Source organism: Bradyrhizobium sp. SZCCHNR1043 (genome assembly GCF_032489675.1).
Classification (GTDB): domain Bacteria; phylum Pseudomonadota; class Alphaproteobacteria; order Rhizobiales; family Xanthobacteraceae; genus Bradyrhizobium.
The window spans coordinates 119,295-142,496 of sequence record NZ_JAUEYN010000003.1 but is presented as its reverse complement, the minus strand read 5'-3'; the positions used below and the strand labels follow the sequence as shown (position 1 = coordinate 142,496).

The 23,202-nt window shown below is 64.7% G+C and carries 23 protein-coding genes; 8 read left to right on the top strand and 15 right to left on the bottom strand.

Going from position 1 to position 23,202, the window contains the following annotated elements:
- The first annotated feature begins 158 nt into the window (after window positions 1–158).
- Complete coding sequence (locus tag QX039_RS05975; protein ID WP_315738603.1) at window positions 159–1,751, top strand: ATP-binding protein; 1,593 nt, start codon at window positions 159–161, stop codon at window positions 1,749–1,751.
- Between the two features lie 852 nt (window positions 1,752–2,603).
- On the opposite strand, the gene QX039_RS05970 is transcribed toward QX039_RS05975, so the two are convergent.
- Entirely contained in the window at window positions 2,604–3,008 is a 405-nt protein-coding gene (locus tag QX039_RS05970; RefSeq protein WP_315738604.1) for a VOC family protein, read from the bottom strand.
- A 103-nt stretch (window positions 3,009–3,111) separates the two neighbouring features.
- Between QX039_RS05970 and QX039_RS05965 the strand changes: the two genes are divergently transcribed.
- Window positions 3,112–3,594 (top strand): MarR family transcriptional regulator, encoded by a 483-nt coding sequence (locus QX039_RS05965; protein WP_315738605.1) that lies wholly within the window; start codon window positions 3,112–3,114, stop codon window positions 3,592–3,594.
- A 182-nt stretch (window positions 3,595–3,776) separates the two neighbouring features.
- Here the strand turns inward: QX039_RS05965 and QX039_RS05960 are convergent, their stop codons facing one another.
- Both QX039_RS05960 and QX039_RS05955 read right to left on the bottom strand, forming a co-directional pair.
- Complete coding sequence (locus tag QX039_RS05960) at window positions 3,777–4,955, bottom strand: cytochrome P450 (RefSeq protein ID WP_315738606.1); 1,179 nt, start codon at window positions 4,953–4,955, stop codon at window positions 3,777–3,779.
- 90 nt (window positions 4,956–5,045) lie between these two features.
- Window positions 5,046–5,837 (bottom strand): helix-turn-helix transcriptional regulator, encoded by a 792-nt coding sequence (locus QX039_RS05955; RefSeq protein WP_315738607.1) that lies wholly within the window; start codon window positions 5,835–5,837, stop codon window positions 5,046–5,048.
- Between the two features lie 177 nt (window positions 5,838–6,014).
- On the opposite strand from QX039_RS05955, the gene QX039_RS05950 reads away from it, so the two are divergent.
- Complete coding sequence (locus tag QX039_RS05950; protein ID WP_315738608.1) at window positions 6,015–7,160, top strand: ABC transporter substrate-binding protein; 1,146 nt, start codon at window positions 6,015–6,017, stop codon at window positions 7,158–7,160.
- A gap of 375 nt (window positions 7,161–7,535) precedes the next feature.
- On the opposite strand, the gene QX039_RS05945 is transcribed toward QX039_RS05950, so the two are convergent.
- The 5 genes from QX039_RS05945 to QX039_RS05925 all read right to left on the bottom strand — a co-directional run bounded on the left by QX039_RS05945 (window position 7,536) and on the right by QX039_RS05925 (window position 12,392).
- On the bottom strand, window positions 7,536–9,170 hold the full coding sequence (locus QX039_RS05945) for a GMC family oxidoreductase (RefSeq protein WP_315738609.1): 1,635 nt from the start codon (window positions 9,168–9,170) through the stop codon (window positions 7,536–7,538).
- 63 nt (window positions 9,171–9,233) lie between these two features.
- The gene (locus QX039_RS05940) at window positions 9,234–9,827 is read right to left on the bottom strand and encodes a GNAT family protein (RefSeq protein ID WP_315738611.1); all 594 of its coding nucleotides are present in this window, start codon (window positions 9,825–9,827) and stop codon (window positions 9,234–9,236) included.
- Between the two features lie 183 nt (window positions 9,828–10,010).
- Window positions 10,011–10,937, bottom strand: a complete 927-nt coding sequence (locus tag QX039_RS05935; protein WP_315738612.1) for an SMP-30/gluconolactonase/LRE family protein — start codon at window positions 10,935–10,937, stop codon at window positions 10,011–10,013.
- 159 nt (window positions 10,938–11,096) lie between these two features.
- The gene (locus QX039_RS05930; protein WP_315738613.1) at window positions 11,097–11,936 is read right to left on the bottom strand and encodes an AraC family transcriptional regulator; all 840 of its coding nucleotides are present in this window, start codon (window positions 11,934–11,936) and stop codon (window positions 11,097–11,099) included.
- A gap of 78 nt (window positions 11,937–12,014) precedes the next feature.
- Window positions 12,015–12,392, bottom strand: coding sequence for a hypothetical protein (locus tag QX039_RS05925; RefSeq protein ID WP_315738614.1), 378 nt, complete (start codon window positions 12,390–12,392; stop codon window positions 12,015–12,017).
- A gap of 134 nt (window positions 12,393–12,526) precedes the next feature.
- Between QX039_RS05925 and QX039_RS05920 the strand changes: the two genes are divergently transcribed.
- On the top strand, window positions 12,527–12,799 hold the full coding sequence (locus tag QX039_RS05920; protein ID WP_315718054.1) for a hypothetical protein: 273 nt from the start codon (window positions 12,527–12,529) through the stop codon (window positions 12,797–12,799).
- 23 nt (window positions 12,800–12,822) lie between these two features.
- Here the strand turns inward: QX039_RS05920 and QX039_RS05915 are convergent, their stop codons facing one another.
- The 3 genes from QX039_RS05915 to QX039_RS05905 form a co-directional block, all read right to left on the bottom strand.
- Complete coding sequence (locus QX039_RS05915; protein WP_315738615.1) at window positions 12,823–13,299, bottom strand: HXXEE domain-containing protein; 477 nt, start codon at window positions 13,297–13,299, stop codon at window positions 12,823–12,825.
- 308 nt (window positions 13,300–13,607) lie between these two features.
- The gene (locus QX039_RS05910) at window positions 13,608–14,042 is read right to left on the bottom strand and encodes a cupin domain-containing protein (protein ID WP_315738617.1); all 435 of its coding nucleotides are present in this window, start codon (window positions 14,040–14,042) and stop codon (window positions 13,608–13,610) included.
- Window positions 14,043–14,392: 350 nt separating this feature from the next.
- The gene (locus tag QX039_RS05905; protein ID WP_315738618.1) at window positions 14,393–15,046 is read right to left on the bottom strand and encodes a glutathione S-transferase family protein; all 654 of its coding nucleotides are present in this window, start codon (window positions 15,044–15,046) and stop codon (window positions 14,393–14,395) included.
- A 191-nt stretch (window positions 15,047–15,237) separates the two neighbouring features.
- Here QX039_RS05905 and QX039_RS05900 point away from each other — a divergent pair, with 191 nt between their 5' ends.
- Window positions 15,238–16,458: a polyhydroxyalkanoate depolymerase gene (locus tag QX039_RS05900; RefSeq protein ID WP_315738619.1), complete on the top strand. Its 1,221-nt coding sequence runs from the start codon at window positions 15,238–15,240 to the stop codon at window positions 16,456–16,458.
- Here the strand turns inward: QX039_RS05900 and QX039_RS05895 are convergent.
- Window positions 16,448–17,491: an AraC family transcriptional regulator gene (locus QX039_RS05895; RefSeq protein ID WP_315738620.1), complete on the bottom strand. Its 1,044-nt coding sequence runs from the start codon at window positions 17,489–17,491 to the stop codon at window positions 16,448–16,450. The genes QX039_RS05900 and QX039_RS05895 overlap by 11 nt on opposite strands.
- Window positions 17,492–17,622: 131 nt before the next feature.
- Between QX039_RS05895 and QX039_RS05890 the strand changes: the two genes are divergently transcribed.
- From QX039_RS05890 to QX039_RS05880, 3 genes are all read left to right on the top strand, one after another.
- Window positions 17,623–18,072, top strand: a complete 450-nt coding sequence (locus QX039_RS05890; RefSeq protein ID WP_315718048.1) for a cupin domain-containing protein — start codon at window positions 17,623–17,625, stop codon at window positions 18,070–18,072.
- Window positions 18,073–18,347: 275 nt separating this feature from the next.
- The gene (locus tag QX039_RS05885; RefSeq protein WP_315738621.1) at window positions 18,348–19,835 is read left to right on the top strand and encodes a flavin-containing monooxygenase; all 1,488 of its coding nucleotides are present in this window, start codon (window positions 18,348–18,350) and stop codon (window positions 19,833–19,835) included.
- Between the two features lie 161 nt (window positions 19,836–19,996).
- A complete protein-coding gene (locus QX039_RS05880; RefSeq protein ID WP_315738622.1) occupies window positions 19,997–20,791 on the top strand; it encodes a substrate-binding domain-containing protein in 795 nt (264 codons plus the stop codon).
- Between the two features lie 76 nt (window positions 20,792–20,867).
- On the opposite strand, the gene QX039_RS05875 is transcribed toward QX039_RS05880, so the two are convergent.
- The 3 genes from QX039_RS05875 to QX039_RS05865 form a co-directional block, all read right to left on the bottom strand.
- A complete protein-coding gene (locus QX039_RS05875; RefSeq protein WP_315738623.1) occupies window positions 20,868–21,665 on the bottom strand; it encodes a transporter substrate-binding domain-containing protein in 798 nt (265 codons plus the stop codon).
- 165 nt (window positions 21,666–21,830) lie between these two features.
- Complete coding sequence (locus QX039_RS05870; RefSeq protein WP_315718042.1) at window positions 21,831–22,064, bottom strand: hypothetical protein; 234 nt, start codon at window positions 22,062–22,064, stop codon at window positions 21,831–21,833.
- Window positions 22,065–22,213: 149 nt separating this feature from the next.
- The gene (locus QX039_RS05865) at window positions 22,214–23,119 is read right to left on the bottom strand and encodes a hypothetical protein (RefSeq protein ID WP_315738624.1); all 906 of its coding nucleotides are present in this window, start codon (window positions 23,117–23,119) and stop codon (window positions 22,214–22,216) included.
- Window positions 23,120–23,202 lie beyond the last annotated feature (83 nt).

Sequence of the window (23,202 nt, the reverse complement as noted above, 5' to 3'; positions counted from 1 at the left end):
TTCGCGGCGGCGCGAAGGCGCCCTGCCGCGATCCGCGTCGAAGCCGCCATTGCCCTTGCGCCAGAGGCGAAAAGCTGAATGATCCGTTCGGGTTGAGACGACGACAGGCCGGGCCGCCCCCGGGTTTGGCGCGTTGCGTTTTTGAGGATGATTTGCATATGCCGACGTTGACGGTGCAAGCGGCGGGTCTGCAGGGAGCGCCGGTATGGATATGGCTGCAGGTCGTGTCCAACGGACTGGTCGCCAGCGCCTTCTTCACCATCGCCTTCGTGGTCGGCACGTTTCTGCGGCGGCGTTGGCGCGACGTGATGTTCCGCGGCATCGTCGGAGCGCTTGCGACCTTCGTGGCCGTCGTCGGGGTCACGCGCCTGCTGGCGATCGTCGATCTCTGGGTGCCGACCTCGACCATCACGGGCCTCATCAACATCTTTCTTGGCGTCACCTCGATCGGAATCATCGTCGTCATGATCAAGATGCTGCCGCAGCTTCTGGTGCTGCCGACGCGCATCACTTTGCAGAAGGCCTATGCGCAGCTCGAGGAGGAGATCCGCCAGCGCCGCGCCGCGGAGGCGATGGTGCGACGATTCCAGGAGATCGAGGCCAACGAGGCCCAGGTCCGTCAGGCACAGAAGATGGAGGCGATCGGCCAGCTCACCGGCGGCGTCGCGCACGACTTCAACAACATCCTGACCGTCATCACCGGGACGATCGAGATCCTCGCCGATGCGGTCAAGGACAAGCCCCAGCTCGCCGGCATCGCCGGCATGATCAGCGCCGCCGCCGAGCGCGGCGCCGATCTGACCCGGCACCTGCTTGCCTTCTCGCGCCGCCAGCCGCTGCAGCCCCGCGCCACCGACATCAATGCGCTCGTCGTCGAAGCCGGCCGTCTGCTGCGGCCGACGCTCGGCGAGCAGATCGAGATCGAATCGATGCTGGCCCATGACAGCGCGCCGGCGCTGATCGATCCGAGCCAATTGTCGACGGCGATCCTCAACCTCGCGCTCAACGCGCGCGACGCGATGCCGGACGGCGGCAAGCTGACCTTGGAGACCAAGAACGTCACGCTCGACGAGCACTACGCGCAACTGAACCGCGACGCCAAGCCCGGAAGCTACGTCATGATCGCGGTCAGCGACACCGGCCAGGGCATTCCCGCCCCGCTGCTCGACAAGGTGTTCGAGCCGTTCTTCACCACCAAGGACGTCGGCAAGGGCTCGGGTCTCGGCCTCAGCATGGTCTATGGCTTCGTCAAGCAGTCGAACGGCCACGTCAAGATCTACAGCGAGGAAGGCCACGGCACGACGGTCAAGCTCTATCTGCCGCGGGCCGCGAGCGCGCCGGAGCCGCCGGCGGCCGAGCCCGGCCGGCCGGCTGTCGCACAGGGCGACGAGACCATCCTGATCGTCGAGGACGATGCGCTGGTGCGCGACTACGTCGTGGCTCAGGTGCGCCGTCTCGGCTATCGCACGCTCGCCGCGAGCAACGCCGCCGAGGGCCTGGCGCTGATCGACAATCCGGAACGGATCGACCTGCTGTTCACCGACGTCATCATTCCAGGCGGCATGAACGGCCGCCAGCTCGCGATCGAGGCCGAGAAGCGCCGTCCCGGGCTGAAGGTGCTCTACACATCGGGCTACACGGAGAACGCGATCGTGCATCATGGGCGGCTCGATGCCGACGTGCTGCTGCTCGCCAAACCCTACGTCAGCGCCGATCTTGCGCGCATGATCCGCACTGCGCTGGAGGCGTGAGACTGACATCGGTCGTTGCGGTCGCGCGTCCGACATCTGATCGACGTTTCCAACAGCCCATCCTCGCCATGTCTGTCATCACCCGCGAAGCCGGGCGTGACGGCGGAGCTTGTAGAGGCTCATGCTGATCTCACATCCGCCCATTCTGCTCATGAGTACACGCTCTCGCAGCTGATGAGGCCCGAGTGATGCGGCGGTCACGTCCCCTCCCCAACAACGAGAGGGCGCAGGGAAGGCCGGGAGCTCGCCGCCCCCATGGCCCCCGTGCGGAAAGAATGCACGGGGCAGGAACCACAGGTTCGGCCGAGACATCCCGGCCTTCCCTGCGCGATGGCTCTACGAATTATACGTGATCTCCCTGGGGATCGGCTGTCTTGCCCCCATCGTCCGCGCGTGCCGTCAAGCAACGACCGCGGACTTGACCTCAGCGTCGAGAGGCCAGGACCACACGACTTCTCCGTACGCGCCGACTGCGCTCGTCTGGCGCAGCCATCACGTCCATCGCCCCCCACCTCCACGTATCGTGACGACGCGTACGTCCCTCTGCACGAGGCGGGTTGGCAGGAGATAAGCACATTTTCCGAAAAAGCGAAAGGAAAATTTTGTTGCGTGCGCGGGATGCCGGACTGCCTGGAAGCTCACGCCAGGATGAAAGCAGCGCCGCTCACCCAGCAAGGCGTCGCTGCGGCTCCTCGGCGCCATCAGGCCTGTATTCGAGCAGGTCGCCCGGCGGGAGACATCCTCGGCTCAGGGCCTATTGAATTGCTTGCGGGACAAGGGCGGCTCGATTCACAGGCACCCCGAGGAGACGCCGGCATGAGTGATCTGTGCTTATGGGGTAATCTTCCACGTTTAGGTGTTTGCTGACGAGTTCATCCACACGATTTCCCAAACGTAGCCATCCGGGTCTTCAATGTGGCGGTTGTACATGAAGCCGAGATCCTGAGCTGGGTTGGGATCGGCGCGTCCGCCCGCAGCAACAGCGCGAGTTAGGGTTGCATCAACGGCATCGCGGTCGGCGACCGTAAGGGCGAACATAGCCTGACTCTCGCGTCGAGCGTCGCCGATCGGGCGTTTGGTGAATTCGCGATATTGATCGTGGGTCAGCAGCATCACACCGATCGTGTTCGTGAACATGAGGGACGTCGAGCTTTCGCCGGAAAACTGTGAGTTCACCGCCCCACCAAGGGCAACGTAGAATGCTGTCGACGCGGCGAGATCTCTCACGGGGAAGTTCACCAAAATCATGTTGGGCATCGCTTTCCTTCCAAGACCTCTGAGGCCAAGCTGTCGTCTCGCCTCATAGCGGTAGTCCAAATGTATCTTAATATCAAGATACTTTATCGAAAGACACTTGCCCATGGATCGTGCCGAGATCGCTTCAAAACAATGGGCTCGCGAGCGCCCTGATCTTCCAACGCTGCCTGTAGAGCTCGTGGGGCGTTTGCTTGACGCCGCCGCACGGGTGATCCGCGACCACATGAACCCATTGCTCGCAGAAGCAGGGCTACAGGTTGGCGAGTTTGACGTCCTCACGCCCCTCAGGCGCGCCGGTGAGCCCTATATGCTTTCACCGACCCAGCTCTATGAAGCGGCAATGATCTCTTCAGGCGGCATGACGAACCGCCTCGATCGGTTGGAGCGCGCCGGATTGGTCGAACGATACCCCGATCCCAATGACCGACGTGGCAGGCAAATTGCTTTAACCCCTGCCGGCAAGCGCGCGATCGACGATCTGATTGGTCCAATGGTGGCCCTGGAGGCACGATTGATTTCCGTCCTGACACCGGCGGAACAGAAGACGCTCAACGCTCTTCTCAAGAAATTGCTCACCGGCCTCTAGGTCGTTTTGGCACCTCAGCCTTCACCTATCACCTGGGACGACTGCTTCACGCTGGCCGCGAGCTATGTGATCTCGTCCAACTACGCGGTTGCGGGTGCCGACACAATCTCGAGATTCCGGGTTCAAGGCCTACGGCCTTGCCCCGGAATGTCGATGGTCGCGACGCAAGAGGATTGCGTCCGTCAATTCGGCCCCGCGTTCCAGGTCACCGGCAGATTCAGCAGGCCGCGGAAGGCCCAGCCGCCGATGCGCACGGGCTCGGTGTTTCGGAGCCTCAGGTTCGGCAGCCGCGCAAACAGCGTCGGCAATGCGACCTCGGCAATCATCGCCCGCGAGGCCCAGGCGCCGGCGCAGAAATGCGGACCGGCGCCGAAGGCGATGCTCTTGGAGACGTCGCGGCGGATGTCGAAGCGATCCGGCTCGGAAAAATGCGTCTCGTCGCGGTTGGCCGAGCCGAACATCAGGAACACGCGCTCCTCCGGTTCGAAGGCGACATCGCGAATCGTCCAGGGCTTGGCGATGCGCCGGGGCGTCATGCCGATCGGCGAGATCCAGCGGGCATATTCCTCGAATACCTGCAGCCAGCGCACCTCGCCATTGAGGGCCAGCGCGAGCTGATCGGGATGCGTCAGCAGCGCCCACACCGTGCCGGCGATCGCATCGCGCGGCTCGTTCTGGCCACCCGAGATGGCGAGCTTGATGTTGGCGCGGATGCTCTCCATCGGCATTTGCGTGGCAAGCATCACGCCAAGCAGGCTCTGGTTCGGGGTCTTCTCCAGCACCGGCTGCATGTCGTCGATTGCGGCGTCGATGCCGGCAGTCGCGGCGCTGCAACGCGCCTCGACCGCGGGATCGGCGGTGTAGTTGGCGATGCCGTCGATCATCGCCTGCGACCACGCATTCATGTCCTGAAAGCGCATGTTGGTGAGGCCGGTGATCAGCTTCAGGCACTCGGCCGAGAACGGCAATGCGAAGTCGCGGACGAGGTCCACGTCGGCGGTGGGATCGAGCGCGTCGATCAGCCGGTCGGCATGGGCCTGGAACTGCGCCAGCCAGTGCACCCGCACGGCCCGCGGCGACACCGCCGGCGCGATCGCCTGGCGCTCGGCCATGTGCGCCGCGCCATCCTTGCGCATCATGTTGTGGCCCATCAGCCGGTTCATCAGGCCCTGCGGCTGATGCGAGCTGAAGACGTCGATCTGCTTCTCGGACACGAAGATGTCGTCGCGACGGCACAACAGCGTACTGCCGAGCTGCGGCACGAAGGCGATCGGCGCCTCCTGGCGCATGCGCGCCAGCGCCGGATAGGGATCGGCCCAGAAGGTGGCGGTATCGATATCGAAGCGCGGTGCTGTGCTCACTCTCGGTCTCCGGTCTGACGGCGCAGGCTAGCTGCACGCTCCGGCAACGTCTGTCCCGGCGATGGGTGACAGCAGGCGAGCCCTCCTCGCTCAGTTCAGCGGCCGCGGTGTCGCCATCAGGCGGAGGGCGATCGCAAACAGCTCGTTCTGCGAGGCGATGCCGAGCCTTTCATAGGCGCGCTTGCGATAGGTGAAGACGGAGTTGAGGGCGATGCCAAGATCCCCGGCGATCGCCTCGGAGGTGAAGCCTTCGAGGATGCGACGGCAGACGTCCTTCTCCCGCGCGGTCAGCACCGACAGCGGTCCGCCGGCGGCAAACAACGAAGCAAATTTGTCGGCCGGATCCATCGCGGCGGCGCGATCCTGGCAATGACGCGCGACGATGGCCCCCACGATCGGGGCGACCGCGGCGATGCGCTGGCGCTCGTGGGGCGCAAAACCGCCTTGCACAGCGGTGCGATAGAAGTTCACGTAGGTGCAGTGCTCGCCGACCCAGATCGCGGTGGCAGCCTTGTCGACGATCTCGGAATCTTCGAAGAACAGCTTGCGGTAGCCCTTCGGGTACATGCGGCGCGCGAAATTCGGCAGCAGGATGTAGCGCGCGTCCGCGCGCCTGCGGAAGATCGTGTCCCGGTTTGGATCGGCCGTGTGGAAATGCTCCGAATAGGCCGCGCCGAGATCAGGCCCGATCGCGATGTTCCCCGTGCTGAGCAGGCAGCGCGCCGAGCGCTGGTTCTCGAAGGTGAACACCATGCAGTGGCCGACATCGGCAACGGTGCGCAGCGTCTCGATCAGGACTTGCGGAAACTCGGGCTGTCCGATCGCGAGCACCATCGCGCCGACGGCGCCGGCCGCGTCGATACCAGGCCCCTGAGCCTCCATGCGTTCCTCCCGGATCTCTTTGTTCGCCGAAACCTAGCAGCAACCCGCCTCGGCTGGAAGCGCCGCCCCGCGTCACCAACCACGGGGACAGACACGGGGCCGCCAGTCCGGCTACGCTCATCGGCCAAAGTCTCGGCCAGTCAACGCGCCGAGCACGCTCAACGGGGAGGAACCACGATGAGAGCCGCGCTCACGGCGATCGGAATTGCTGCAACGATGGCTTTCGGCTCGCCCGCGCGCGCCGACATCAAGGTCGGTATCGTGGTGTCCGCAACCGGGCCCGGCTCGGCGCTCGGGCAGCCGCAGATCAAGGCGGTAGCTGCGCTGCCGAAGGAGATCGGCGGCGAGAAGATCGTCTATATCGCGCTCGACGACGAATCCGACAGCGTGAAGGGATTGCAGAACGCGCGTCGGCTGGTGATCCAGGATGGTGTCGACGTCATCATCGGCTCGTCGCTGACGCCGGTCACCATGCCGCTGCTCGACGTCGCGCTCGAAAGCAGGACGCCGCTGCTGTCGCTGGCGGCCTCGACCGCGATCGTGCAGCCGATGGACGACAAGCGCAGATGGGCGTTCAAGGTCGTGCCCAATGACGACATCATGGCCGCGGCGATGCTCAAATACATCGCCAAGACGGGGGTGAAGACACTCGGCTTCATCGGCGTGTCCGACGGTTATGGCGAAGGCTACTATCAGGAGGTGACGAAGCTGGCGCCGAAGCTCGGGCTCACGGTGACCACCCACGAGGTCTATGCCCGCGGCGACACCAGCGTCACCGGCCAGGCGCTCAAGGTGATCGCCACCAATCCGGATGCGGTGTTCATCGCCTCGGCCGGCACGCCGGCTGTGCTGCCGCAGCAGGCGCTGCGCGAGCGCAGCTATGCGGGCAAGATCTTCCAGACCCACGGCGTCGCGACGCAGGAGTTCATCAAGCTCGGCAAGGAGAATGTCGAGGGTGCGGTATTCGCCGGCGAGGCGTTCTCGATCGCCGACGATCTCGCGCCTGAGGATCCGTTCCGTCGGGCCAACGACGCATTCGTGACCGCCTATCAGGCCGCCAACGGCGACAAGCCGAACATCTTCGCCGCGCATCTGTGGGACACGGTCACCTTGCTAAAGGGCGCGATTCCCGGCGCACTGAAGGCCGCCAAGCCCGGCACCCCGGAGTTTCGTAGCGCCCTGCGCGACGCGCTGGAGCGCGGCAAGGACGTCTATCTCAACAACGGCCTGTCCAACATGAGCCCGACCGACCACAACGGCTACGACGAGCGCTCGGCGTTTCTGATCAAGGTCGAGGGCGGGAGATTCAGGCTGGTGAAGTAGTTTGTGCACGTCGCGCGTGACCGCCGCCTGCCGCACGGGCAGTGAGCTCCCCTCCCCCTTGCGGGGAGGGGGCGGGGGTGGGGGGTCCGCGAGTCCTGCTCTAAATGATGAGCGATTGAGAGCTCCGAACCGTGTCCACATCGTTAGCTCGCCGGGCCACCCTCGGCTTGCTTTGACTCGTGCGATAGATCACGACTTGCAGATATCGTGGTTCGCTCTTGCGAAACAACAGCGCCCTGCCGACAGCGCGCCCACAACGGAGTTCAGCGCCCGTGGACCCCCACCCCCGACCCCTCCCCGCAAGGGGGAGGGGAGCTCACCTCCGCTGGGGTGATTGCCCGACCTCCAAGCAAGTGCCGAGTGTGGGGCGCCCCACTACGCCGACAGCCTCTCCGCCACCGGCGCCTTGCCCAAAATCAAATCCGCCGCCTTGTCGCCGATCATCAAGGTCGCAGCATTGAGGTTGGCGGAGATCATGCGCGGCATGATCGAGGCATCGGCGACGCGCAGGCCCTGAAGGCCGTGGACGCGGAGCTGGTCGTCGACGGTGGCCCAGGTCGACTCCGCCGGGCCCATGCGGCAGGAGCAGCCGGGGTGGAAGGTGGTGGTGGCGCGCTGCGTCGCCGCGGCCAGGAGCTCATCGTCGCTCTGCACCTTCGGGCCGGGGAAATCCTCGTAAGCGTAGTATGGCGCGAGCGGCGCCGAGGCCAGCAGGCGACGCGCCAGCTTCATGCCGGCGACGACGACGCGGCGATCGAGCTCGGCGGTGAGATAGTTGGTCTGGATCAGCGGCTGATCGAACGGATCGGCCGAGCGCAGCCGCACATAGCCGCGGCTCTCCGGTCGCTGCTGCCACGACGCGACCGTCATGCCGGGCTCGTCCTCGAGCTGGCCCTGCACACCCTCCTTGTAGCTCGCCGGCGTGAAGGTGAGCTGCAGATCGGAGCTTTCGGCGGTCTCGCCGGAATGCCAGAAGCAGTAGACCATGGTCGGCGACAGCGACAGGATGCCGCGCCGCGTCACCGCCCATTTCAGCGCCTCGCCCCACAAATTGAGGCCGCGCGCGAGCTCGTTGACGGTCTTGATGTTCTTGACGCGCGCGACGGTGCGCGGCGCGTAGTGGTCCTGCAGGCCCTCGCCGACGCTTCGGAGTGCATGACACACCTCGATGCCGTGCTCCTGCAGCAGCTCGGGCGCGCCGATGCCGGACAGCTGCAGCAGCTGCGGCGAGTTATAGGCGCCGCCGGACAGGATCACCTCCTTGCGCGCGCGCACCTCGACCGGCACGCCGCCGCGCCCGCCGCGGTGATAGCGCACGCCGACCGCGCGCTTGCCTTCCAGCACAACGCCGGTGGCGTGGGCGTGGGTGCGAACCTCGACGTTCGGCCGCTTGCTAGCCGGACGCAGGAACGCGGTTGCCGACGACACGCGGCGGCCGTTCTGGATGGTGCGCTGAACGTAGGACACGCCCTCCTGGATCGCGCCGTTGTAGTCCGGGTTGCGCGGGATGCCGAGCGAGACCGCGCCATCCATGAAGGCCTCGCACAGCGTGTCCTTCCACTCCATGGTGGTCACGATGAGGCTGCCGTCGCGGCCGCGATACTGATCCTCGCCGGCGCCGATGCGCTTCTCCATGCGCTTGAAGTGCGGCAGCACGTCGGAATAGCTCCAGCCGCGATTGCCCATCTGCGCCCAGGTATCAAAATCCTGGCGCTGGCCGCGATTGTAGACATGGCCATTGATCGAGGAGGAGCCGCCGAGCGTCTTGCCGCGCGGCGCGTAGATGCTGCGCCCCGCCGTGTACGGTCCCGGCTCCTGCTGATAGCCCCAGTTGATGCTCTTCATGTAGAAGGTCTTGATGAAGCCGGCCGGCAGATGGATGTAGGGGTGCCAGTCGCGCGGCCCCGCCTCCAGCACGCACACCGTGACCTGGGGGTCCTCGCTGAGGCGGCTCGCCAGCACGCAGCCGGCAGAGCCGGCGCCCACGATCACATAGTCGAAGATATCCATCTGGTCGTTCGTCCCGGTCTCGTCATCGTCCGCCGCGCCAGGCGGCAAGCGGCCATAGCGCGATCAGCGCGGCTTGTCATTCAATTGGTAGTCCAGATGCGCCTTCACGGTCGGCCATTCGGCCGCGGTGATGCTGTAGACGACGGTATCCCGCAGCGTGCCGTTCGGCGCGATCTGGTGGCTGCGCAAAATGCCGTCCTGCTTGGCGCCGAGCCGCTCGATGGCGCGACGGCTCTGGTGGTTGAAGAAATGCGTTCGGAACTCGACCGCGATGCAGTTCATCGCCTCGAAGGCGTGCGCCAGCAGCAGCCGCTTGCACTGCGTGTTGAGCGCGCTGCGCTGCACCCGCTTCGCATACCAAGTCGAGCCAATCTCGACGCGGCGGCTGGCGGCATCGACGTTCATGTAGGTGGTCATGCCGGCGACGCGGCCGTCGGCGTCGAGCACCGTGAACGGCTGCATGCTGCCGGCCGCGAACAGGCCGAGCCGGCGTTCGATCTCCTTGGCCATGGTCTCGGGTTTCGGAACTGCGGTGTACCACAGCTTCCACAATTCGCCGTCGCTGACGGCCTCGACCAGCGCGTCGTGATGGTCTGATGACAGCGGCACGAGGCTGGCGTGCGCGCCGCGGAGGGTGACTGGTTCGAGAAAGGGCATTTGACACTCCTTCCCCTCATCCTGAGGAGCAGCGCGCAGCGCTGCGTCTCGAAGGATGAGGCCGAGGTCGGGCCTCATGGTTCGAGACGCGCCTACGGCGCTCCTCACCATGAGGAGCAATTCCGAGAACGTTCTACGTTGCTCGTTATCATCCGCGCAGCGTCATGACGATGCCCAGCTGTCCTACTTGTTCAGAAAATTCAGCGGCAGGCCCGGCCGCGGCCAGTCCATCGTCACCAGCTCACCCCTGCCCGACAGCGTGATGTAGGCGGTCTTCAGCTCGGGACCGCCGAAGGCAATGTTGGTCGTGACGCGGTCACCGGTCGGCACCTGCTCGACCAGCGTGCCGTCGGGCGCGATCACGCTGATGCAGCCGGTCACCAGCGTGGCGACGCAGACATTGCCGTTCGCCTCGACCGCGAGCGAATCGAACATCTGGTAGCCGCCGAGGCCCGCGATCGGCCGGCCGCGCTCGCCGCGATAGATCACCTCGCGCGGCTTCACCGTGCCGGGCTCGGCGAGATCGTAGGCCCAGAGACGCGCAGTCGGCGTCTCCGCGATGTAGACGGTCTTCTCATCCGGCGACAGCCCGATGCCATTGGCCGGCAGGATGCCGTGGACGGCCTCGACGATCTCGCTCATGCCGGGCTTGAGGTAGTAGAACGCGCCGACATCCATGTCGCGGGCGCGGCGCTTGCCGAGATCGGAGAACCACAGGCCGCCATGGCGGTCGAATACGAGGTCATTCGGTCCGCGCAGCTCATGCTCGCCGCATCGGCTGACCACGGTCTCGATCTTGCCGCTCTGCAGATCGACGCGCTGGATCGAGCCGCCGAGATAGTCCTCGGGCTGCGGGCCCGGCATGATCATCTTGCCGGTCGGAATCCAGGAGAAGCCGCCATTGTTGCAGATGTAGATCTTGCCGTCGGGCCCGAGGGCTGCGCCGTTCGGCCCGCCCGGAATCTGCGCCACGACCTCCTTGCGGCCGTCGGGAAACACCCGCGTCAGGCGCTTGCCGCGGATCTCGACCAGCACCACCGAGCCGTCGGGCATCACCACGGGCCCTTCCGGAAATTCCAGATCGGTGGCGAGCACGCGCATGTCGGACATCGGACGACCTCCCGCTTTCGTCGCCGCGCTGCGGCGCATTGTTGTTAGGCGTGAGGTTATCGCAAACGTGCCGCTGCTTGCCAAGCAATCGGCGGGGTCCGGCGCCGCAGGGCTGGCCTGCAGCGTCTCGACACAAATCCGGGACGCCTCCGGCGGGGGTCAGCGAATCACCGGAACCCAGATCTCGAACCCGCCATCACCGGTCCTCGGATCGAAGCGCTGATCGTAGCGTTCGAAGCTCGGTGCGTCGGCGACCGTGCAGCCCGATTGCGGCAGCCAGTGATTCCAGATCGTGTTGACGGTGCGGCGGATGGTCGAGACGTGGCCCGGATGGGCGAACACGGCAAAGGTCGCGGCGGGAATCCGAACCTTGGCGAAGCTGCGCGGCAGGTCGGAGAAGTCGGTCACCGCGACTCCTGCCACGTAGTCGAAATTTCCGGCATCGTCGCCGTTGCAGCAGACACCGTAGGCGACATCTCCGATGCGAGCCGGGATCTCGTGCACCACCTGGTGGAAGCGCTGCCACAGCGCCGGGATACCGGCCCCATTGTCGTGGCTGAAGCGTTCGGAGACGCCCGCCACGAGCAGGGGCTTGGCCGTCACGAAGCGCGGGGCGGCGAGATCGTCGAGCGGGGTCTGGTCCATCATGATCGGCTCCTGAAGCGGCAGGCCATCGAGGCATGGGTTGGCGCGCACCGATTCCGGCGTGACGCCGAACTGGTCGCGGAACGCGCGCGTGAACGCTTCGTGGGAGCCGTAGTCAGCCTCAAGCGCGAGACTGAGAATGTCGGGTGCGCCAGAGGCCAGAGCCCGTGCCGCCTCGCTGAGACGGCGCAGCCTGACATAGCGCATCACCGAGACGCCGGTCGCCGCCGCGAACGCGCGCACGATGTGGAAGCGCGACACGCCGGCGATGGCCGCCACGTCATCCAACGTCAACGGCGCCGACAGATGACTCTCGATGAACCAGAGCGCCTTCTGGGCCGGGTTGGTGGACACGCTTCTCTCCTATCGAAGCGCCCGATCCTGCGCGCGGAGATCCACGTGCGCTTGATCGTTATTGCGCTGCGGACCGTGCTATTTGCTGGTCGGCTTCGCCGGCGCCGCATCCTTGGCAGCCGGCGCATCGGCCTTCTTCCTCAGTTCGTCCGCGAGCTTCGCCTGGGACGCCTTCAGCTCGTCGATCAGGCCCTGCTGCGAGATCAGCGCGGCCTTCAGCGCCTGGATCTGGCGATTCGCCGCATCGAGCTTCTGCTGCTGATCGAGCGATTGCTTGGTCATCGTCTTCTGCAGGAAATCGATATTGCTCTGCAGACATGATGTCCGTCGATCCATCGCCTTTTCTGCAGTGCAGATTTCGATGCCCGGAATATCCTGCGCATGTCCGGCAGAACTCACACATATCGCGAGCACGCTCGCGGCAAAGATGATTCGCGCGGCAACGAATTTTCGCATCACAATTTTCTCATTGGCTTGCCCAACACATGATTTTGCGTGGAACTGACGGAGTTTCCTGATTGATACCATACTGAGACCTCAATCGCGCATTGAAGTTCCGGCCGGGACCCGTTTTTAGGGAGATGGACAGAATGGCTACGCGCGAAAAACGGCTGGCGCAATTCGACGGCAGCGGTGAGCCACCGCCGGGGCAGACGGTCGAGGTGCTGTGCGAAGATCACAGCGGCACCTATCAACTTCCGTTCCCCTGTTTCTACATTGATGGCAAATGGCACAACAAGGAATCCGGCGGCGCGCTCGAAGCCACTGTCATCGGCTGGCGCTTCCCGCGCGCGCGATTTGATGAGCGCAATGGACGCCGTCCGCAGCCGAGCTTCGTTGCCGATCGCGCTTCGTCTTATTGATCACACCGGGCCCTGAGTTCTGCTCAGGGCCGGTCTTGCCGAAAATATGGTTTTGAACGCAGATTGAGCATCACGACCGGATAGGCCATCAGCAGCGCGCCGGTGACGACCGCAAGGACAGCCGTTCCAACGTCGAGCACACCGTCACCCCACGCCCGCCGCCACATCGCAATTGCGATCGGAAAGAACAGAATCAGCGCCGTCGCCAGCCCCGGCGAGAATCTGCCTCCACTGCGCAGGAACGGCAGAATGTGGAAGAAGATGGCGTTGATGATCATCAGCGCTGCGTAGGCGAGCGCGGCCGGCGGCCATGTCTCGGCAAGCTCTGCCTGCACCGCGCCGAGCACGACCACCAGCGCGTTCGTCACGTAGAAGTCGCTCCACTCGACCGGCAGCTTCATCACCGCACGCGCCCAATTGCGCCAGTCGAACGTGTATTCCTCGAGAATATGCGCGCCATAGGCCGCGAGCGCGAGCCAAGCCAATGTGGTCAAGGTCATGATCGATGCTCCCCTCGCGGGTGATGGACCGGCGCCAGACCGGTCGCAAGGGGCAATGTAGAGCACCAAGGCGCGAGACAGGCAGCGCGCGTGCCGTGTTTCAAAATGCGACGCCGCTGCCTTGCCGTCTTAATCCCCGGAACGCTGCTGGAACGAATCGCGTCCGAATCGGATGCCGCATCTGGTGCGCGACCTGTTCACGCTAGATATCGGACACGTCGGAGACAACCCACCACATCATGAGGAGAAGCATCGCGCCGCATGCCGCAACCGGATGCCAAAGATTAACGGAGAAGGAGTTCAGGCGCTCAGGTCCACGGCGTGACCGGCGGCACGTTGTCGGTCGCCGGCGGCATCTCGACCGTCTTGAAGTCAGCCGGGCTGACGATCTCCATATATTCCATGTCAGGGGAATAATCGTAGAGGTAGTGCACGATGCCGGGACGCTGGTGCACGACGTCGCCGGCGTTCACCAGGGTCGGCTTGTCCTCGTACATGAAGCGGGCCCAGCCCTTCATCATGATGACGATCTGGAAATCGCAATCATGGCGATGCCAGCCGGTGCCATCCACCGGCGGACAATCCGGATTGGCCTTGACGAGGTGGCAGATCACCTGCCCGCCGGTGGCGTCGGCGATGCCCAGATCGCGATACAGGAAGAAGTCGCGCAACCCGCCGCCCGTGTAGGCGGTGTCGTCGGGCTTCACGTGCGAGAACTTGCTCACCACTGCATGCTGGTTCATGACGGCCTCCACCGGTTGATCGCGACATCGGCGACCGTTGCGGCCCATCGATCGGCCACAGAGGCCACCACGTCCGAAAGCGGATTGTGCCATGCGAAAACCACGCCACGCCCCGTTTGCAACGCAAAGATCGGCAGGCCAGGCGCGCCATCGCGGGCCGAACCGATTGCCAACAACCGGGTTTTGGCCGACGCCACACGGCAATGGTGACGTGCTGACAGCTCACGCCACGCGCCGCGAAGACGCAGATCCGGCTTCAAATTGAGCAGCACCTGCCCGTGGCATGAGCCGTTCTCGCCGGAGCCGGCGGCTGCAAAGGGCCGCGGGCACGGGCCGCTGACGGCAGGACCCTAGTACTCGACCTCCAGCTCCTCGATCTCCTCTGGCTCGGCCTTGGCGGCCTCGATCCATTGCTGCATCTCCGGCAGCGCCATGATCAGGTCGGCATAGGCCTTGAGCTGCGGCTCGAGCTTCACGTCATAAGTCACGAACCGCGTCACCACCGGCGCATACATCGCATCCGCCATGCCGCGCTGACCGAACAGAAATGGGCCGCCGGATCTGTCCAGGCAGTCGCGCCAGATCGCCCAGATGCGGTCGATGTCGGCCTGCGCCCGCGTCCAGACCTTGAAGCCCGGGAAGTGGCCCTTGAGATTGACCGGCAGCGACGCCCGCAGGGTCGTGAAGCCGGAATGGATCTCGCCCGAAATCGAGCGGCAATGCGCGCGCTGAATGCGGTCGGCAGGCAGTAGGCCCGCCTCCGGAAAGGTCTCGTTGAGATACTCGCCGATCGCCAGCGTATCCCAGATCGTCGCACCATCGTGGCGCAGGCACGGCACCAGGATCGAGGACGACAGCAGCAGGATCTCGGCGCGCGCCGATGCGTCGTCCGGACCGACCACGACCTCGTCGAAATCGAGCCCGGAAAATTTTGCGAGCAGCCAGCCGCGCAGCGACCACGACGAGTAATTCTTGCTGCTGATGGTCAACGTCGCTTTGGCCATGTCGCCCCTACCCTCTTGCCGCTTTGCCGCTTGTCGTTCGCCCACCGTGCCGCTCGTGCGAGCGGCATCATGCGCGGAGCCGGATACGTCAGAGATTTCAGCGAGCAAGCGACATGCCAGTTTTTCAGGCAAGACTCGGCCACTCTGGCTCCGATATTGCATACAGCAATGCATGTAATGGATCGGACGCGATGGCGCTGCTGTACCAAGCCTATCAGAACCACATGGACCTGACCGAGCCGTGGCGCCAGAGCGCAGCAGCCGCCATGCGCTATCTCAACCTGATCCCATCAGGGCTATCCAGCCGCGCCATGCGGCGTCTGTCCGCCGCGCTCGAGCTGATCTCCCGCGCGGCCTTGACCTACGCTCGCCCGGCGTATGGCATCGACAGCGTGACGGTCGGCAACCGCGAACTCGCCGTCACCGAAGAGGTCACGTTCAAGACACCGTTCGGCTCGCTCCTGCACTTCAAGAAGGACGCTGCGCCGGATCAGCCCAAGGTGCTGCTGGTCGCACCGATGTCCGGCCATTTTGCCACGCTGCTGCGGGGCACCGTGAAGACGCTGCTGCAGGACCACGACGTCTACATCACCGACTGGCACAATCCGCGCGACATCCCGCGCGATCATGGTCGCTTCGGGCTGGAAGACTACACCGATCATCTCATCACCTTCCTCGGCCAGCTCGGTCCGCGCCCGCACATGGTGGCGATCTGCCAACCGTCGGTCTCCGCGCTCGCGGCCACCGCCGTGATGTGCGAGGACAACCATCCGTCGCGCCCCGCCACCTTGACCTTGATGGCCGGACCGATCGACACGCGGATCCAGCCGACCAAGGTCAACGAGTTCGCCAAGAGCAAGCCGATCGACTGGTTCGAGGACAACCTGATCCACTACGTGCCCTTCCAGTGCAGGGGCGCGTTCCGCAAGGTCTATCCCGGCTTCGTGCAGCTCACGGCCTTCGTATCGATGAATCTCGAGCGCCACGTCAAGCAGCACATGGATCTCGCCAACCATCTCGCCAAAGGCGAGGTCGAGAAGGCGGAGACCATCAAGACGTTCTACGACGAGTATTTCGCGGTCATGGACCTTCCCGCCGAGTTCTACATCGAGACCGTGCGCGACGTGTTCCAGGAGCATCTGCTGCCGCAGGGCAAGCTGATGCATCGCGACCGTCCCGTCGATCCGAAAGCCGTGCGGCGCATCGGCCTGATGACGGTGGAAGGCGAGCGCGACGACATCTGCTCGATCGGACAGACGCTCTCGGCGCAGGACATCTGCACCAATGTGCGTGCCTATCGGCGCGTCCATCACATGCAGGCCGGCGTCGGCCATTACGGCGTGTTCAGTGGCAAGAAGTGGAATAACGAGATCTATCCGCTGCTGCGGGATTTCGTGCACGTCAATTCGTGAAGCGGCCGCGCTGCACGCGTTGCAGTGTCGCCGACGGCGCCTCCCCGAACTTGTCGCGATAGGCACCCGCCATCCGCCCGAGATGGGTGAAGCCGAGGTCGAAGGCGATGTCGATGATCCGCGCCTCCGGCGGAGCCGCCATCAATTGCGCATTGAGCCGCGCCAGCCGGATGTCGAGCAGCATGTCGGAGATCGACATGCCGAAATGGCGGCGGAAGCCGCCTTGCAGCGCCCGGATCCCCACTCCTGACGACGCCGCGAGTTGCGCCAGATCGAGCGGTTCGGCTGCGTGCGCCGCCAGGAGATCACGCGCCCGGCGGACGGCCTGCGGCAGCGTCTCAACCCGGCCGGAATGCAGCCTGATCGCCTCCGCCAGGCCATTGCCCGGCTGCTCGAACAGAATGTCCAGCAGCGTCTCGCGCCAATTGGCTGCCGCAACCGATGGCAGTCCGCGCCCACCGCCGAGACGCTCGGCGAGGTCGGCGAGCCCAAGCATGTGAGCCCGGAGCCGCGAGCCATGACGTCCCGACAGCGCGATCGCGGGATCGAATTCGATCGGTTGCACCGCGCGCCCGGACAGCGCGGCAGCGCGCTGTTCCACGAGACGGCGGTCGAGCAACAGGATCAACTGAGCGCAAGCGTCCCAGACCATACGCGTGGGCAATGTCGGCGACAGCAGTGATGCTGCATGGTCTGGCGCCGTGGCGACCTCGCCGGCCCCGGCGAAAACCCGCGCGGTCCCCGCCAGCGGAAGCTGCAGCAGGAAGAAGCGGTCGAGACAGCCGGGATCGATGGTTACCGCACCGCCATAGGCGACGTAGTTGATGGAAAAGCCATCGAATGCCGCACAATTATGCAGAGCGAGGAAATCGCGCGCAGTATCGGCCTCCGGCTGCAGCCCATGCGGACAGAAGATGCGGCCTATTTGTTCAGCGGCCTCATCGACATCGTGCGTTGCAACACGGCCATAGGCTGTAAGCCGCGGCACAGCCGGTGACTTCCAACTACGATCAGCGGCTGCACCTGCAGTCATGGCCTACATCGTCCGTCGAGATCGTTTGAAACCTATAATAATTAGCAACTGACGTCGAGGGATTCGTTTTCTGGATAGACTTGGCGTCGCCCTGGCTTGATCCTCCCATGCGTGCAGCAAGGAGACCCGCCATGATCACACTGGAAAAAGGCATCACGCGCGCAGGTACCGGCTATGCCGGCAAGACCTGGAATATCCTGGGTCAGCTCTATTATCCCAAGGCCGTCACCGACTCCACGTTCGCCTTCGAGACCAACAGCGAGCCCGGGCAGTTCGTGCCGGTTCACGTTCATCCCACCCAGGACGAATTCATCCTGGTGCAGGAAGGCGTCCTCGACCTCAAGCTCGACGGCGTCTGGGTCAAGGCGAATGCCGGCGACCTCGTGCGCATGCCGCGCGGCATTCCGCATGGCTATTTCAACAAATCCGACAAGCCGGCGCGCGCGCTGTTCTGGGTGTCGCCGATGCAGAAGCTGGAGGCGCTGTTCAACATGCTGGACAATCTCGCCGACCCGGCCGAAGTGGTGCGGATCTCGGCGGAGCACGAGGTCGACTTCCTGCCGCCCGAGGCCAACGACTAGGCGGCAGCGCCGGGCCCGGCGAGCGCTCCTCAATTGTTGCGGTACGGACGGCGCGCGATCATCGCTATCGGCCCGGTGCGCCTGCAGCATGAGCAACGGCTGCGCCTGAACGACATGCGATCGGCGAGATCCTTCTCGCCCTGATTTCGAAGCTGGCTTGTCCGTCGGCATCGCACATTTCGGTCGCGCCGGGCGACCTTCGTCACCATCAAACTCTTGCGGGCTCTTGCGGCGCGGCGGGTGCGCGGCCGCGCGCCCGACAACAAGGAAGTCCCATGATCAATCGAAAGAATGTCTGTGTGATCGGCGCCGGCGTCTCCGGCCTGGCTGCAGCCAAAGCATTCGCCGCCCGCGGGCACGACGTCACCATCGTCGAGCGGAGCGCCGATCTCGGCGGCGTCTGGGAGCCCGCGCGATCCTATCCCGACGTGCAGACGCAGAGCCCCAAGGAGCTCTATCGCTACACCGACAAGGCGATGCCGGATCACTATCCCGAATGGCCGAAGGGACCGCAGGTCTATGCCTATCTTGCCGACTACGCGAAGTCCCACGACCTCATCCGCCTGATGCGGTTGAACACGACCGTCCTTGCGATGCAGCGCCGCAGTGACGGCAAGCCTGGATGGAGCCTCGACCTCAAGACCGGGGACCGAACGAGCCGGGAGGATTTCGATTTCGTCGCCGTCTGCACCGGTCAGTTCAACGAGCCGCAGACGTTGTCGCTTGCCGGCGAAGATCAGTTCGCGGCCGCCGGCGGCTTGATCCTGCATTCCTCGAAATACAACGATGCCGCGCTCACGAGGGGGCGCGACGTGGTAGTCCTCGGCGGCTCGAAATCGGCAACCGATATCGCGGTCAACGCCGTGCGCTCCGGCGCGCGCTCGGTCACAATCGTGCTCCGTGAAGCGGTGTGGCGCATTCCCTACTTCATCGGCGGTCTGATCAACTTCAAGCGCATCCTCTATATCCGCGCCCAGGAGCAGATGTTCCCAAGCTGGGGCATCGGCCCGCTCTCGCGCCTTGCCCATCTGCTGGCCAAGCCGCTCGTCTGGGCCAATTGGCGGGGCCTGGAGAGTCTGCTCAAGACGCAGTTGAAGCTCGCCAAATGCAACATGGTGCCGAAAGGCAGGATCGAGGACGGCGTGAACTGCTCCGTCCCGATCGCGACGCCCGACTTCTTCCCGATGGTCGCAGACGGCCGGATCAAGGCTGTCTACGGCACCTTCGGCCACTACGAGCCGAACACCATCGTGACCAGCGACGGTGAACGAATTCCGGCCGACGTCGCGATCCTCGCCATCGGCTACAAGCTCGGGGTCCCGTTCCTGTCGGCAGCCGACCGCGCCAGACTGGTCGATCCGGACGGGCAGTACCGGCTCTATCGGCTGATCGCCAATCCCGATCTTCCCGACATGGGGTTCGTCGGCTTCAATTCGAGCTTCTGCACCGTGCTCTGCGCGGACATGGCCGCCAACTGGCTGGTGCGGTATGCCGACAAACAGCTGGCGCATCAACCGAGCGAGCGCGAGATGCGCGACAACATCGAGATGATGCTGCATTTCAAGCGGATCGAGCGCCCTGCCGCGGGCGTCTATGGCGGACTTTGTGTCGCGCCCTATCACTTCAAGCATTTCGACGAACTGCTTGCAGACATTGGCGCCCAGCGCCGACGGCGCAACCCGTTGGCCGAGATGTTCACGCCGCCCGATGCGGACGCGTATAACGACTTTCTCGCATCCGCGCCGGCCTATCAGGCCGGCTGAGGTGGCGGCGAGCAGCCTCGCCACACTACTAACACAGTGACGCCGCAAGCGAGACGCATTGCAGGGACGGCCGTATGCGCCGACGCCGGCGCTGGCCTTCCTGGCAAGGCCGGGCTATCCAAAGCGCCCCCGGCCTCCAGCCGTTCGCCTCGGAGCCTGCCATGATACTCTCGCCCCATCTCCGCACCATCGGTCTCGCCGCTTCGGCCGCGTTCCTCCTGACCACCGCGGCCCAAGCTGCAGAAGTCCACGTCATGATCTCCGGCGGCATGACCGCTGCGTTCAAATCCCTGGTGCCGGAGTTCGAGCGGCGCTCGGGTCACAAGGTCACGATTGCCTACGGCCCGTCGATGGGAACGACAACGAATGCGATTCCCGTTCGCCTCGAGCGCGGCGAACCTGCCGATGTCCTCATCATGGTGGGCTACGCGCTCAGCGATCTCACCACCAAGGGCAAGGTGATGCCGGACAGCCGTGCGGACCTCGCCAATTCGCCGATCGGCGTCGCGGTCAAGTCGGGGACGCCGCATCCCGATATTTCGAACGCGGAAGCCGTGAAACGCATGCTGATCGCGGCCAAGACCATCGCCTATTCGGACAGTGCCAGCGGCGTCTACGTCTCCACCGAGATGTTCGACAAGCTTGGCATCAAGGACGAGATGAAAGGCAAGGCGCGGATGATTCCGGCCACTCCCGTCGGCGAGATCGTCGCCCAGGGCGAAGCGGAGATCGGCTTTCAGCAGATCAGCGAGCTCAAGCCGGTGAAGGGCATCGACATCGTCGGGCCGCTGCCGGCCGGACTGCAGAAGATCACCGTGTTCTCCGCCGGCATTGCCACGGACGCCAAGGAGCCGGAGGCCAGCAAGGCGCTCATCAAGTTCCTGCAATCACCGGATGCGCGTCACGTCATCGCGGAAAGCGGCCTCGATCCGATCGTGAGGCGGGCGCCGAACTGAGATGAAGCGCGCCGGCTGAGACGATGGCTCTCCCCGCCTGTGGCGTGGGAGAGTTCGGCAGGCAGCGTCGGTGCGCCTACTGGGTGAGCAAAGTCGATTCGCTCAGATTGTTGGCGCCGTAGGCTTTCTTGAGCAGGCCGTTCGCCTTGGAGTCCGTCATGAACTTGGTGACGAAGGCCAGCGACTGCGGATGCTTCAGCGGCACCGCAACCGCGGTATCCGTCTTCTTGAAGGTCTCGGCGAGCACCTTGGTGCCGGAAATCTGCTTGGTGATGAGATTCAATTGATCGCGCGCCAGCGCGAGCGCGTCGATCTCGCCGGCGCTGAGCAACGCGTAGACTTCCTCGTAGGACTTGAAGCCGGTGACGGTCGCCTTCTTCAGGAAGGCCTTGGCACCGCGCAGCACGGTCGTGTCGTTGATGGCCGCAACCTCGGTGCCGGCCTGGTCCAGCGCCGCGATGTTGGCGACGTCGAGACCGGCGCGGATGATGAAGGTGGTCTCGACCGAATCGTAGACCGGACCGAACGAGACCTTGGTTTCGCGCTCCGCGTCCTTCGGCATGAAGGCCACATCCCAGACGCCCCGAGCAGCTTCATCGGTGATCGCATTGGAATTCGGATGCTCGACGAACTCGACGGGCACACCGACCTGCGCGGCCATCGCCTTGCCCAGTTCGACCGGAACGCCTGAATAGCCGCTGTCCGACTTGACGCACCAGAACGCACCGCCGGCGGGGCCAACGGCAATGGCGACGCGAAGCTTGCCCGTCGGCGCGATTTCTTCCTTCAAGCCGGCTGCGCCCGCGGCGTGGCCGGCAAACGTGACTACCGCAGCTACCAGGGCTGCGTCACGCAGCCAGCGCCAAAACGCCATGGCCCTCTCCCATTGGATTGCAAGTTGGATACGAGCCGCACCTTGCCGGGAGCACCGTTAAATACAGCTTACCTCGCTTACGCAAAGCAGCATGCGACGCGCAAAACTTGCGCGTCGCAATTGCGGTTTCAAATAACTCGATACCGAAAACCGATTAAGCGTCGCTTAAACGCAGCGGCGAACCGCGACGCCATTGACGATCACCGTGCGGCACGCCGCGGCCGCCACCGGCGGCTTGCGAACCACCACGGCGCCCGCCGCACCGGCGCAGCCGGCCCGCACGACGCCGCGTGCGCAGACCACGGCATTGGCATCCGACATCGACACGAACGGCATCGCCGCCAGGATGAACAATCCGCACAGCGTGGAAATAATGGCACGTGAGACAATGGCGCTCATCTTCAAACTCCTGATCATGATCTGATTGGTCAAATATCCACCCCGTCGCGACCTTGCCTGGGACTTCCCCGCCCGACAATTGTGACAATTTGGGTGGATCGCGCTCGTATGCATCTCGGATGGTAACCATGGACGGCAGCCGCTCCGCATCAGCGATTGGCCGCGAACTGCGCGAGCATGCCCTTGCAGCCAGGCGTCAGCGCGCCGGCATTGGCCGCGAGGCACTGCGCAATCCGGCCACCACCTGGCTCGATGCCGCTGCACAACGCCCGCGCGTCCGCGCCGCACGCGGCCCTCACGATGCGCAACTCCTCGAGCGGCCGCAGCGGTCGCAACACCAGCGCCGGCGCCGCTGGTCCAGCGGTGGTTGTCGCCGCGGGCGAGGCAACAGCCGCAGTCGCCGTCGATGTCCCGGTCGACGCGGCACCACCGCTCGAAGCCGCCATGGCCTGAGCGCAGGGAGCGGACACCTTGGCCTTGTTCTGCTCCAAGCACTGCAGCGCCGCCGCGCCGCCCGGCGGCACGCTGCTGCACACCTTGCGGTAATCGGAGCCGCAGGCACTTCGGATCGCGGCAACCTGCGCCTCGCTCGGCTTGACCGCAGGCGCCGACGCAGCCGGCTTGGCCGCAGCCGTGGCGGACTGGGCAGGCACGGCCGGGACGGACGCGGCCGGCTGCGCCGCGACCTTCGGAGGCTCGGCGGGAGGCTTGCTCGCCTCGGCGGCGGCCGGCCTGCTCTCGGCCGGTGGCGCCGAATCCGGCTTGGCTTGCACGACAGGCTTGGCCTCTGCCGGAGGCTTGGTCTCCGCGGCAGGCTCGAGCGCCTTGACCGCCGTCTGACAAGATGAGGACAGGCTCGCGATGTTCTTCTGCAGGCATTGGAACGCCGCCGTGCCGCCGGGCGGCACGCTCGCGCATTTCGACATGTAGTCCGACCGGCATGCCGACTTGATCGCGTTGCGCTGCGCATCGCTCTGCGCCAGCGCCTCCGTTGCAGCAAGGCCGGCCGCCGCGACCATCCCGAGCACCAGCATTCTCCTGAAGCGATTGATCATCGATCGATCCTCAATGGTGTCGTGCTTCAATCTCTCGTCGCCACCGCGGTCGCCTGCATGGTGGCCAATCAGATCTCATCAGT